This is a genomic window from Nonomuraea harbinensis, from assembly GCF_019396385.1.
Taxonomy (GTDB): Bacteria; Actinomycetota; Actinomycetes; order Streptosporangiales; family Streptosporangiaceae; genus Nonomuraea; species Nonomuraea ferruginea.
In genome coordinates, this window is sequence record NZ_JAHKRN010000075.1 from 1 (window position 1) to 12,522 (window position 12,522).

At 68.5% G+C, this 12,522-nt stretch carries 13 protein-coding genes; 4 read left to right on the plus strand and 9 right to left on the minus strand.

The features are described 5' to 3' along the window. Positions 1 to 148: 148 nt before the first annotated feature. The 4 genes from KME79_RS45895 (at position 149) to KME79_RS41175 (ending at position 1,876) form a co-directional block, all read left to right on the plus strand. A complete protein-coding gene (locus tag KME79_RS45895) occupies positions 149 to 544 on the plus strand; it encodes a hypothetical protein (protein ID WP_246641273.1) in 396 nt (131 codons plus the stop codon). A 12-nt stretch (positions 545 to 556) separates the two neighbouring features. Next, positions 557 to 910, plus strand: coding sequence for a transposase (locus tag KME79_RS45900; protein WP_281429650.1), 354 nt, complete (start codon positions 557 to 559; stop codon positions 908 to 910). Between the two features lie 36 nt (positions 911 to 946). Beyond that, positions 947 to 1,270, plus strand: a complete 324-nt coding sequence (locus KME79_RS45905) for a hypothetical protein (RefSeq protein ID WP_246641275.1) — start codon at positions 947 to 949, stop codon at positions 1,268 to 1,270. A 465-nt stretch (positions 1,271 to 1,735) separates the two neighbouring features. Continuing rightward, on the plus strand, positions 1,736 to 1,876 hold the full coding sequence (locus KME79_RS41175) for a hypothetical protein (RefSeq protein WP_219551454.1): 141 nt from the start codon (positions 1,736 to 1,738) through the stop codon (positions 1,874 to 1,876). A 258-nt stretch (positions 1,877 to 2,134) separates the two neighbouring features. Here the strand turns inward: KME79_RS41175 and KME79_RS41180 are convergent, their stop codons facing one another. The 9 genes from KME79_RS41180 to KME79_RS41220 all read right to left on the minus strand — a co-directional run bounded on the left by KME79_RS41180 (position 2,135) and on the right by KME79_RS41220 (position 12,472). After that, complete coding sequence (locus KME79_RS41180) at positions 2,135 to 2,989, minus strand: MBL fold metallo-hydrolase (protein ID WP_219551456.1); 855 nt, start codon at positions 2,987 to 2,989, stop codon at positions 2,135 to 2,137. Between the two features lie 151 nt (positions 2,990 to 3,140). Then, on the minus strand, positions 3,141 to 4,010 hold the full coding sequence (locus KME79_RS41185; protein ID WP_219551458.1) for an amidohydrolase family protein: 870 nt from the start codon (positions 4,008 to 4,010) through the stop codon (positions 3,141 to 3,143). A gap of 1 nt (position 4,011) precedes the next feature. Continuing rightward, positions 4,012 to 5,340: a phenylacetate--CoA ligase family protein gene (locus KME79_RS41190; RefSeq protein ID WP_219551460.1), complete on the minus strand. Its 1,329-nt coding sequence runs from the start codon at positions 5,338 to 5,340 to the stop codon at positions 4,012 to 4,014. After that, a complete protein-coding gene (locus KME79_RS41195; RefSeq protein WP_219551462.1) occupies positions 5,333 to 6,424 on the minus strand; it encodes a PEP/pyruvate-binding domain-containing protein in 1,092 nt (363 codons plus the stop codon). The genes KME79_RS41190 and KME79_RS41195 overlap by 8 nt, the downstream gene beginning before the upstream one ends. Continuing rightward, positions 6,421 to 8,247, minus strand: a complete 1,827-nt coding sequence (locus KME79_RS41200; protein ID WP_219551464.1) for a PEP-utilizing enzyme — start codon at positions 8,245 to 8,247, stop codon at positions 6,421 to 6,423. Before KME79_RS41200 ends, KME79_RS41195 begins: the two co-directional genes overlap by 4 nt. Continuing rightward, positions 8,240 to 9,142, minus strand: a complete 903-nt coding sequence (locus tag KME79_RS41205) for an HAD-IIA family hydrolase (RefSeq protein ID WP_219551466.1) — start codon at positions 9,140 to 9,142, stop codon at positions 8,240 to 8,242. The genes KME79_RS41200 and KME79_RS41205 overlap by 8 nt, the downstream gene beginning before the upstream one ends. After that, positions 9,139 to 10,608, minus strand: a complete 1,470-nt coding sequence (locus tag KME79_RS41210) for a hydroxymethylglutaryl-CoA lyase-like TIM-barrel protein (RefSeq protein ID WP_219551468.1) — start codon at positions 10,606 to 10,608, stop codon at positions 9,139 to 9,141. The genes KME79_RS41205 and KME79_RS41210 overlap by 4 nt, the downstream gene beginning before the upstream one ends. Further along, positions 10,605 to 11,957, minus strand: coding sequence for an acetyl-CoA carboxylase biotin carboxylase subunit (locus tag KME79_RS41215; RefSeq protein WP_219551470.1), 1,353 nt, complete (start codon positions 11,955 to 11,957; stop codon positions 10,605 to 10,607). Before KME79_RS41215 ends, KME79_RS41210 begins: the two co-directional genes overlap by 4 nt. After that, entirely contained in the window at positions 11,954 to 12,472 is a 519-nt protein-coding gene (locus KME79_RS41220) for an acetyl-CoA carboxylase biotin carboxyl carrier protein (protein WP_219551472.1), read from the minus strand. The genes KME79_RS41215 and KME79_RS41220 overlap by 4 nt, the downstream gene beginning before the upstream one ends. Positions 12,473 to 12,522: the final 50 nt, after the last annotated feature.

A 12,522-nucleotide genomic window follows, 5' to 3' on the forward strand; every position in this document is an offset into this window, starting at 1 on the left:
TACTGTGACTGCCACGGCCACCGCCGATCATCTGGATTCCACACACCCACATGATCATGGCGGTGGCCGTCTCATGTCCCAGCCTCGATCAAACCGAGATCCGAGATCTCGAAGTGCGGCTGGAGTATTAACCAGAGCGCTCGGCGGAGTGTTCGCCCGGCTGGGCGGATCGCCGGTGTGGGACCGGGGCGTGGTGCTGGTGCAGCTCGCGGTGGCCATCGCCCTCGGGGCGACCAGCATGCGGCAGATCGCCCTGCTGACCCACCATGAGCCGCTGTTCGGCGCGCCACCCTCGGACTCCACCATCCGCCGGGCGCTGGAGCCGATCGGGACCGATGAGCTGCTCCAGCGCAGACTCGCCCGGGCACGAGCTCGGATTCGACGGCACGTCTGGGACCTGATCGCCGCCACCGAGACCGGGTTTCCCTGGCTGAGCGTGGCCGGCAAGGTGCTGACCGGCTGGATCGTGATCGACCTGGACGCCACGCTGATCACCGCACACTCCAGCAAACAGGGCGCCTCGGCCACGTTCAAGAAGGGCTAGGGCTTTCACCCCCTGGCCGCCTGGTGCGCCAACACCCACGAATCACTGGCGATGCTGCTGCGCACCGGATCGGCCGGGTCCAACACCGCCTGCGACCACGTGCGCGTCCTGTCCGAGGCGATCGCTCAGATCCCCGGCACCTTCCGGGCCAAGATCTGGATCCGGATCGACGGCGCGGGCGCCACCCATGACCTGGTCGAACACATGCAAGGGCTGAACACCACACGGCGCACGGTCCGCTTCACCGTCGGCTGGAAGATAACCGAGACGGACGAGAGCGCGATCGCCAAACTGCCCGCCGACGCCTGGCAGGCGGCCGTGCGCCAAGACGGCAAGGTCCATCCGCACGCGCAGATCGCCGAGTGACCGGGCTCGACGAACGCGCCGCCGCCTGGGGGTTCGGTGGACGCCGTCCACCGTGATCACGCCGAGGTCGAGGACCGGGTGCGCACCAACAAGGCGATGGGACTGCGCAACTTGCCTTCCAAGACGTGGAACGTCAACGTCGGCTGGATCCTGGCCTGCAACATCGCCGCCTCCTCGGCGCCCACCTCATCGGCGTCACCTTCAGCCGTTACGTCATCGGCGTCGGCCCCCTGGGCCGACATGAGCGCCGAACGCCTCGTGCCCCACCTGACCCGGAGCCTGCGCGGCAGGCTCCTGGAGCACCGGCCACCCGACAGTCCGTCCGCTGACATCGGCGGGGCGACGGTCACGCCGGGTTAGTCCGGCCGGCTCGTACGCTTGGCGTCGCCGCGGCCATGATGACAAGGGCTCACAGAGGTAACGTCCGGATTGTGGGGATCCTCAGGAGACACAGGCGGCGCCGGTCGGCTGCTTGCCGAAGCTGCTGACCGGGGTCACCGTCGTTTCTGCTGTCGGCTACCCTCGCGGTGGTCGGTCTGATCGTATGGGCGACCTGGTCGCTTCGCGCACACCAGGAGGCCGAGGAACACGACTTGGCGGGCATGCACCGACGATCGATGGAGATCGCCGTACGCCTCCGACAGGCGGCTACTGACGGCTCGCTCCCGGATACGGAGATCAACGAAGCTGTTTACAGGTATCCCTGATATGCCGATCGCGCGGATGGGCGTGTGCGCGTCGTGGTCCTGATCAAGGCGACCACTCAAGTCCCCTCCCGCTGTTACTCCTACGAACTGGTGGGATCGCGGCCGGAGGTGACCAGGAGTGAGATCCCCGCGTGTCCTGAGGCGACCGATCACCGGGAACTTCGGACATCCTGAGCCGGCGGGGCTGCTGGTGGCCAGGGCCGACCGCGTCAACGCCTCCCGCGCCACGCAGCGGGCACAGGCCACCGGCAGGCGCTGAGCCCCATAAGATGCGATCTCCTCATCGGCCACGCAACACCCGGCCGATTGCTCAGCCGGGTGCGCGTGATGACACGTGACGCTACGTACGGGGATAACGATGGGCCCATGTGCGTCCAGTGGTGCTCATAGGTGGGCTACCACGCAACCGGTTCGATCGCCCTGGGGCCGGACGCCTGAACTCGGCCTTGCGCCGGCCGAGCCAGGGCGTCCGCGCAACGGCTCCCGGGTTCCGTCGACCCCATCGGCGGGTCGCGTCTCAGCTGCTCAGCGGAACCCGTGCGTAGTGATCACCGGTCCTGACGATCCTGGACGGGGGGGTGCGGAAGTGGTTGGGAAGCAGGATCGCATTCGTCTCGCAGACCTCGTCGAGCAGTTGACGGCGACCCTCCGCCGATCCGTGCGGGTCGGAGCAGAATCCGGACGACCAGGAGGGGTAGCGCAGCTGAATCGGGTGGTGGATCGTGTCGCCGCAGATAACCGCGGTCTCCCCGCCCGACCTGAGCCACACCACCGCGTTCCCGGGAGTGTGGCCGGGATAGACCTTCATGGTGACGCCCGAGGCGAGCTCGTATCCGTCCTCGACCGTGACCGCCCGGCCGCTCTCCACGATCGGGACGATGCTGTCATCGGTGGAGCCGAAGTTGACCCCGGGGTCGGTCTTGTGACACGACAGCCAGTGCTCCAGCTCGGTGCGGACGAAGACGTACTCGGCCCTCGGGAACGTCGGCGTCCACCCCTTCTCCGACTGGACCGTATGCCATCCGACGTGGTCGACGTGCATATGCGTGGTCACCAGCACGTCGACGTCCTCAGATGCGAAACCCTGCTGCCGTAGCGAGTCCAGGAACGACGTGTCGGTACGGAGGTTCCAGTCCGGGTGCGCGCTCCGCTCCTTGTTCGCGCCGATCCCGGTGTCGACGAGGATGCGCCGCCCGTCGACTTCGAAGAGGAACCCGCCGAACCGCAGCCGAAGGCCGCCGGTCACCGGGTTGTACGACTCCGTCGGAGCGTAGTCGGGCTCGTCACGCAGGAGTTCCCGCACCGAGTCGGGAATGAGCAGGTCGTGTGGCCATTCCTGATCCTCGAAGTCCACGATGGTGCGAATGGTCACGTCTCCGACACGGAGTGAAACGGTCACGGCTCTGCCTCCTTGGCAGTTCACGATGATGGGGAGGTGGTGTGCTGCGGACCCTTCGGCAGCTGTACCGCGGGTTTCCCGTCCGGTGGGGGACGGAAGAAGGTGGATCCCTCACAGGGGACGATCAGAGGCCGAACAGCCTGACCGCGTTGTCACGCAGGATCTTGGGACGTACCGACTCCTTGATGCCCAGCTCGTCGAAGGACGCGATCCAGGCGTCCGGCGTGATGAGAGGGAAGTCGGAGCCGAACAGGACCTTGTCCTGGATCAGGGAGTTCGCGTACTGCACGAGCTGCGGCGGAAAGTACTTCGGCATCCAGCCGGACAGGTCGATGTAGACCTGCGGCTTGTGCAGGGCGATGGCGAGGGCCTCATCCTGCCAGGGCACCGACGGGTGGGCCATGATGATCGGCATGTCCGGGAAGTCCACCGCGACGTCGTCGAGGTACATCGGGTTGGTGTACTTCAGCCGGATTCCGCCGCCGCCGCGCACGCCCCTGCCGATCCCGGACTGACCGGTGTGGAAGAGCGCGGGCAGCCGGTGCTCGGCCAGCAGTTCGTACAGCGGGTACGCGAGCCGGTCGTTGGGATAGAACTCCTGCTGACTGGCGTGGAACTTGAACCCCCGGACGTCGTACTCCTCGATCAGCGTACGGGCGATCGCGATGCCTTCCTTGCCGCGGTGCGGGTCCACCGATCCGAACGGGATCACCACGTCCCGGTGGTCGGCCGCGAGTTCGGCGATCTCCACGCTGCCCACCGGCGCCTCCACGCCGGTACGGGAGATGTCGTCGATGGTGAAGGCGACGCAGGCCATGTTTCGGCTGCGGTAGTAGTCCACCATCTCGGGGAGCGTCGGGCTCCGATCGAACCCGAAGACGCCACCGAGCGCTGCGACCGCGTCGTCGGCGGCCGTGCCGTTCTCGCGCGTCGAGCCGAGCACGTGCGTGTGCACGTCGATCGCGACGAGTTCAGCCACGTTGATCTGCGACATCTCAGGCCTCCTTCACGTAGACGAGCGAGTTCTTGTACTCGGCCAGCGGGATGGTTCCCGGCGCGCCGAACTCGACGGCGACCTGGACGCGCAGTTTCTGCCGTACCGCGTCCTCGATACCCCTCTTCACCGTCTCGGCGTCGGCGCCCCGCACGTCCAGCTCGATCTCGAGCGGGATCGGACGGTCGAAACGGACCTGGTCCACGCGTTCCTTGCGGATCCGCATCGGCCCGGGCAGCAGAGCGGCGTAGTCGTCCAGTACGACGTCCCTGATCGCGCTGGGAAAGACGTTCATCGCCTTGTAGATCAGCATGTCGTCCGTCCGGCCCACGCAGCGCACCCGGGGGGAGGTCCGTCCGCAGGGGCAGCAGGTCGCCTCGATCCGGAGGTGGTCTCGGGACCTGAACCGGACGACCGGGGTGGCCTCCCGGGTGAAGGTGGTGTAGACCGCCTCACCCATGGCACCCGGCTCCCAGGCGACGGGCCGTCCGTCGTCCGGATCGATCAGCTCCACCAGCACGTTGCGCGCACCGGTGTAGTGCATGCCGCCGGCCTCGGCGCACTCGCCCCACAACCCCGACATGACGTCGCCGAGGCCCATCGTCTCGCTGACCCGGTCGGCTCCCCACTCCTGCGCCACCCGGTTGCGGATCTCCGGCTGGGCCAGACCGGGCTCGCCGCCGCCGATCATCGTGCGCAGCGACAGCTCGCTCGCGGGATGCCCGAGCACCTCGGCGCTGCGCTCGGCGAAGAACGTCGCGAACGACGCCGTCGACACCATCGTGTCGACCTTCAACCGCTTGATCATCTGGGCCATCCTGGCGGGCGTCTGGCCGCCCACCCAGGCGAGCGTGGCACCGATCCTGCGAATCGCGTCACCGTAGGGCAGACCACCCGCCACCAGCGGCATCGCCACGGCGAGCGCGACCACGCTCGACTGGCGCACGCCTGCGGTGAAGAACATGTTGGCGATGCTGAACTCCCAGTTGCGCCGGTCCCGCTCGGTCAGGCCGAAGAACGTCGGAGAACCCGTGGTGCCCGATGAGGCGAGCACCTGGACCAGCTCCGCGTCGGGGACGCCCTGGGCCGCACCCAGCAGCGGACCGTCGCCGGACTGCTGAAGCTCCCTCAGCTGAGCTTTCTCCACGAACGGGATCGAGCCCCACGACTCGCCGAGCCGGTCGGTGGAGACCCCGGCAAGCTGCCCGGCGTGGAAGATGGAACGTTCCCGCAGGCCCTCGACGAACTCGGGGAGGCGGGCACGCTGCCACTCAAGGACCTGGTCCCAGGGCAGCGTGTCCAGCTCGGGATCCCAGTAATGCTCAGCCATGGTGGTGGCCTCCCACTCCGGACGCTCCACGGCTGGGGGCGCTGATCGCGCCGGCGATCCAGGACATCATCGACGATCCCGCGTCGAACGCGGCCGGGCGCTGCCGTCCCGACCAGACGGTCTCAGGACGGCACTGCAGCAGCACCAGGTTGCCGCCCTCGGGCAGTTCCTCGTCCACCGCGAACTCGATGTCCTGCGGCTTGCCCTGCAGTTCCTCCAGCCGCATGCCGAGGTCCGCGAGTGCGAGGACCTCCGCCGGGCTGAGACAGGCCACCTGCCGCCTGTCCTCCGGCACCTCGACGGGCCCCCTGTCGCCCCTCAGGTACGCGAGCCGCTTGCTGCCGACAACCCGCTGCCTCTCCTGTCTGGTCACCTTGTCGACCGTGTACCGGTCGGGGATGACCTCGCCACCGACCACGGACAAGCCGAGACCCCAGTTGGCCTCGATCACCACCTGCGACCGGTCGCCGTGCACCGGGTCGAGGGTGAACATGACACCCGCGGCCCTGGCCCGCACGGTCTTCTGGACCACCACGGCCATGTCGATCACGCCGTGGTCGAGGCCGCGGTCGAGCACGTACGAGAGCACCCGAGGAGCGAACATGCTCAGGTAGCACTTGTGCACATGCGCCAGGACGTCGTCGAGTCCGGCGACGTCGACCCAGGTCTCGAACTCACCGGCGAAGCTGGACAGCACCGAGTCCTCCGCACTGGCGCTCGACCGGATCGCCACTGACACCCCGGGCGTCCCGGCGGCCGCGCTCAACTCCACGTAGCGGGCCTCGATCTCGCGCCGCGCGACCTCCGGCAGCGCAGCGTCGGCCAGCCAGCTGTGGATGCGTTCGGCGGCCAGGCTCGCCGCGTCAAGGTCGTACCGTTCGAGCCGGCCGAGCAACTCGCTGATCTCGCCGGCTCTGCCGGTGGCGTCCAGGAACTCCCGGAACGCCGCGGTGGTGACCACGAATCCGGGGGCCACGGGCACCCCTCGGCTGGTCATCTCGGCCAGGCCGGCGGCCTTGCCGCCGACCAAGTCGGTCTGCCGGCAGCTCGGGTCGTCGAAGCCGAGGGTGAACTGGTAGGTCATGCCTCACCGCCGAGCAGTTCGACGACGCCGCTGTCACCGTCGAGCCTGACACGCTGGCCGGTCTTCAGCCGGGTGGTCGCGAAGCCGGTGCCCACCACGGCGGGCAGCCCGTACTCGCGGCAGACGATCGCCGCGTGGCACATCATGCCGCCGACGTCGGTGATCACGCCCTTCGCGACCGAGAAGGCCGACCCCCAGGACGGTGCGGTGATCGGCGCCACCAGGATCTCGCCCTCCTGGAGCCGGTCCAGGTCGTGCTCGCTGCGCAGCACCCGCACCACTCCCTCGACGACACCCGGCGAGGCGGGGATCCCGCTGAGGCCGGTGCTTTCGCCGGACGCGCCGTGCAGCCACTCCTGCACCAGCTCGGTCGTCACGCCGTAGTTCATCACGGCCAGCGGGTCGGTGACCTCGGCCGGCGGAGTGCCGAAAGCGGGCTGCGGGGTGGCAGCCTGGAGTGCCCGCATGATGTCGCGGCGCTGCTCGATCTCGCGGCGCCAGCGGGCCGTGCCACGCGGCTCGACCCCGATCGCCCACGACTCGACCACGTCGAACAGCACCTGGTCCAGCTCGAACCGGTTGAGGTAGAAGATGTCGTCGCGGGCCGCGAGGAACCCGGACGCCACGAGAAAGTCGCCGAGCTCCTTCATCTTGGTCCAGAAGGCCGAGTGTGCCCAGTGCTCGACGAAGATGTTGTGCTCCTCGATGTGCGGGAACACGCGGCGGGCCAGGGCGAGCAGCTCGTCGAACTGTTTCGCCTCGATGTCGCCGAGCAGCCTGCGGTAGCCGGTCACCAGGTCGTCCCGCTCCTGCCGGATCCGGTCGACCGGCCGCTGGATGTCCTCACCGCGCTCGATCATCTCCACGTAGCGGGCGATGCCGTTGAAGGGCAGGTCGAGGTTGTCCCGCCAGGTCTCCTGGTCGTGGGTGAACCCGTACTCGGCGAAGTAGTTGAACCAGGGGTCCTTGGACCGCTCCAGCTCGTCGAGCCACCGTCGGCCGGCCTCGTTCACGGCCAGCCGCTCCTGGGTCTGCGCAGCGGGCCGCCGAGCGGTGAGCTCCGCGCCGAGGCCGAGCTCGTGGCCGAGCAGTGCCAGCCGGCGCAGTTCCTCGTCCGGACGGAACGCGAGAACGTCGATCCCGGCCACCATGCGAGAGATCGCCTGGTCACTGATCGACGGGAAGGCGTTCTTGCAGAACTGGAAGAACGTGAGAAAGCCGCCGTACCCGAGGTTGATGAACTCGAAGTGGTGCTGCCAGACCAGGAAGAAGCTGTCGATCAGCTTGTGGTAGTTCTCAATGATCTTCCACGAGACGGAACGGCCCCTCGCCTCGAAGACCGCCTCGACCGGCTCGAACTTGGGCAGCGGGTCGAAGGACAGCGCGTTCATCGCGTCGACGACACTGCCGATCTTCAGCTTCCACCGCTCGTAGAGCTCCTCCCAGTTCTCGTAGTAGTAGGAGGCGCGGACGGTGAAGTGCTCCAGCCGCTCCTGGATCTCGGCCGGATCCACGACCGGGTTCGGGCTGATGTAGACGTAGCCGTTCACGATGCGTACGTCCAGGCCCAGCGAGGTCGGGATCGCGTAGATCCGTGCGCTGTTCTGGCCCGCGCCGAGGTAGACCGCCTCGGCGCCGATGCTGTCGAACGGGTGGCACCCCCGGGACCAGTGGATCGTGTCAGTGAACCAGAGATGCGAGTCCTCGTGGGTCCGCAGGTCCTTGTTGGGCAGCAGGAAGTACGGGTACATGCGTTCCCAGCCTTCGGCTCCCGCCGGAGTCTTCGCCTCGGAGAGGTAGTCGAACCGTGCTGTCTCATTCATGAGGGTGATCTTTCTCTTCGGGCGCCAAGAGGTTGAAAAGTGCCTCGACATCTTCGAGAACGTGACGGGGGCGCTTCCCGGCCGGGATGGCCGCGGCCTCCTCGGCCGAGGTCGCGCCGCTGAGGAGGAGAATCGCTTCGCTGCCCATGGCATGGGCGAGCTCGACCTCGACCAGGGAGTCACCGAGCACGGTGACGTCCCGGGGGGCGGCGTCGAGCAGACGGAGCAGGGTCTGGCCCAGCGCGGGCGACGGCTTGCCGAGGATCACCGGCTCCACGCCGGTGACCCAGGCGACGGCGGCCGCCATGGCCGACGAACTGGCGATGGACTTGCCGATCCCGCCGTGGAACCACTTGACGTCCACACAGGTGTAGAAGGCGGCTCCGCCATCCACGGCGAGGGCCGCGGCGTTGATCCACCGCGTCTGGTAGGTGTCGTCGGCTCCGATGACGACGGCCTCCGCCTCCTGCCACCGGTCCGGACCGAGCAGGTCGAGGCCGCGTCCGGTCAGTGTCTCCAGGAACCCGGGACCGCCCACGGCCAGGATTCGCCCGGAGGCGTGAGTGCGGGCGATGTGGTCGGCGGCGGCGCTGCCCGCGGTGACGAACGCTTCGTCCTCCACTGCCAGCCCCATCTCACGCAGGTGCTCCGCGTACCAGTGCGGGGTCTGCTGTGAGGCGTTCGTGCACACCACGTATCGCTCGCCGCGGGCTCTCAGGTACTCCAGGAACCGCACCGCCCTGGGCATCGGGGTTCCGCCCGCGCCGCCGCCGGTCGCGGTACGGACCAGGCAGCCGTCCACGTCGATCACCCAGGCCCGGCGGTCGGTTGATCGCCCGCCGCCGTCCGTCGAGCCGGGAACGGCCGGGCTCTGAGTCGCCGGAATCCGGCTCATCGGGTTTCCTCCTTCATGCTCGCGGTACGCCGCACCGCGACGGAGAGGTCGCCCACGGACGCGCTGAACGAGGTCATGCGCGGGTTCTCGGCGAACTGCCGGAGAAGACCTCGCATGTCATCCCATGGCGAGGACGTGGCGGCCACCATGGCGTCCACCTGCTCGGCCGGCATCACCGCCCGCAGCATGAGCTCTTCCTCCGAGCAGCGCGAACCGAACCGGCTGCGCAGGTCCTCGATCGTCACCGCCTCGTCGTCGAACCGTTGCTTGGCCCGGGCAGTCTGCATGGCCCGGTCGAGCAGGTTCTGGTCCACCGCCCCGGGCAGCGGGCCGAAGTCACCGCGCAGCATGTCGACGATCTCGTTGCACAGCATCGAGTACCGTTCGCCGGAGACGACGTTGAGCGTGGCCTGGGTGACGATGTACTGGGCGAACGGTGTCATCGCGATCGGCCAGCCGATGTCCTCGCGCACCGCGACGGACTCCTCGACCACCGCGTCGAAGAGCTCGCTGCGACCGATCTCGGCGAGCTGCCGCCGGAGTGTGGACTGCACGCCGCCGGGCACGGTGTGCCGGTAGTAGTCCTCGTCGTACTCCGCCGGGGTACCCACCGGCAGCCGCTTCAGCCTGGCCTGGCGGGTGAGGTAGTCCGACGCCTCGCGCATCGCGTCCAGGTCCACGTCGACGTCGTGTCCCCGGGCGCGCAGGTTGCGCACAAGCTGCAGAGCGGAGGGATGCGAGCTGCCGTCGGCGAGCGGGGGCAGCGCGCAGTGCAGGTTCCGCACGCCGAGGTCGGCCGCCCTCAGCAGCGTCTGCGGGGCGATCCCGGTAGTGCTGTGCGTGTGGATCTCGTCCACGGAGAGGTCGGTCAGCGCGCCGCTCAGCACCGGCAGCAAGGTGGTGAGCCGATCCGGGGTCAGCACCCCGGCCGGGTCCTTGAGATACACCGAGTCGATGGCGTCGCATCCGGCGAGCTCGGCTGCCTTCGCCGCGTAGTACTCGTCGGTGTGGACCGGGCTGATCGTGTAGCAGATGCCCGCCACGACGTCCTCGAACCCGTGGCGCTTCGCCATCCGGGCTATCCGTTTGGCCCCCTCCATGTCGTGCATCGGATCGACCACCCACAGCCGGGTGATCCCGTTGCGCCGCAGCAGCTTGAACGCGAGCTCGAACAGCGCGTCGGGGGTGCGGTAGAACGTGATGAACCGCTTGCCGGTGGTGAGGAAACCGAGCGTGGTGTCCGGCATGCGCTCGCGCGCGACCCGGATGCGTTCCCACGGGTCCTCACGCTGGAAGCGGACGGCGACGGCCATCTGGGTGCTGTTGGTCAGTTCCACGCACCGGTAGCCGGCCCGGCCGAGATGCTCGCCGGCACCCGACACCATGCGGGTCGTGACCCCGGTCGCGCTCCACAGGCTCTGGTTGCCGTCTCGCAGCGAGACGTCGATCAGCTGGACCCGGGTCATGAGTGAGCCTCGTTCTCAAGTCGTTCTGTGAGCCAGTTCGTGTGAATCCGGTTGGCCCGGAAGTCCGGATCCGCGACGATTCGGCGGAGCAGACCCAGGCTCGTGGGGAAGCCTTCGATCTCGAACTCCGCCAGCGCGTCGGACATCAGATCGATCGCCCGGGCGCGGTCCTCGCCCCAGGCGACGAGCTTGCCCATCAGCGCGTCGTAGAACGGGGGGAAGCGGTAGCCCTCGTACATGTGCGAGTCGAGCCGTAGTCCGCCGCGGCGCGGAGGCCGCCACCGGCGCAGCGTGCCGGGCGAAGGCGCCAGCCCGCGAGCCGGGTCCTGCGCGGTGATCCGGCATTCCACGGCGTGGCCGCGGAAGACCACGTCGCTCTGCTTGAACGAGAGCGGCTCGCCGAGACATGCCTGGATCTGCTCGCGTACCAGGTCGATGCCGGTAGCGGCCTCGGTGACCGGATGCTCGACTTGCAGGCGGGGGTTGACCTCCAGGAAACTGATCGCGCCGGTCGACTCGTCGAACAGGAACTCCACCGTGCCGAGCCCGACATAGTCGAGTTCGGCGGCGATCCTCAGTGCGCTCTCGGTGAGCACCCGCCTGTCCTCAGGGGTGAGCCCCTCACTGGCGGACTCCTCGATGACCTTCTGGTAACGGTACTGAACAGTGCAGTCGCGCTCGCCGACGTGGAGGCGGCCGCCGTGGCGGTCACCGAGGATCTGCACCTCCACGTGCCGCGCCCGCTCGACGAACCGCTCCATGAAGACGGCTCCGTGGCCGAAGGCGGCCAGCGCCTCGCCGGAGGCGACCTGCCAGGCGCTCGTCAGCTCCTCGGGACCGGTGACGAGCTTCATCCCCTTGCCGCCGCCGCCGTGCGCGGCTTTGATCAGCAGCGGGTAGCCGATGCTCTCGGCCAGCCGGTGGACCTCCTCGGGCGAGACGGCGGTGCCGCCGGGCGATACCGGCACCCCGAGCGATTCGGCGAGCTCGCGGGCCTCGATCTTGTCTCCGAGGCGTCGCAGCGCCTGGGGTGAGGGGCCGATGAACGTGAGCCCGTTGGCGGCGCACGCCTCTGCGAACGCGGCGTTCTCGGACAGAAAACCGTAGCCGGGATGGATCGCGGTGCACCCGGTGCCCAGCGCGGCGGCCAGGACGGTGTCCTGCGCCAGGTAGCTTCGGTCGGCCCGCGCGCCGCCCAACACCACGGTCCGGTCGGCGAGCGCGGCCGGCATGCTGTCCCGGTCCGCCGCCGAGACGCCGAGAACGGTGCGCAACCCGAGACCACGGCAGGCCGTCAGGATACGGAGCGCGATCTCGCCCCGGTTGGCGACGAAGACGACGGCGGTCACGACGCCGGCCCAATACGGAAAAGCGGCTGCTCGAACTCGACCAGTTCTCCGTCCGTGGCGAGCACCTCGGTGACCACCCCGCGGTGCCCGGCGGTCACCGGCGTCATCAGCTTCATCACTTCGACGATGCAGATGACCGTGTCCGTCTCGACCGGGTCACCGACGCTCACGTACGGCGGATCTCCGGGCTTGGGAGAGCGGTAGAAGGTGCCGAGGATCGGGGCGGTGATCGTCTTGTCGTCCGGCCCGGGCGCACCGGGACGCTCGGCCGTCGTGCTCGCCGCGGCGGTGGGGTGCGGGGTGCCCGGCTGAATATCCGCCGCCGGCTTCGATTCCGGTCGGGATCCGGCCGTGTCGGGCGCGGGCCCGGAAGCCGAAGGGGCAGGGCTCGCCGGCGTCTCAGGACCCCGGGTCAGCACGATGCGAAGATCACCCATTTCGAGCTGGAAATGCTGGTAGTCGACGCCGTCGAGCGACTCGAGAACGAGGGCCAGATCCTCTGGGTCGAACTGCATGTGCTTCCTGCTCTCTCCGGTCCGCAAGCGACTTCCGCGACCGGTTCCGA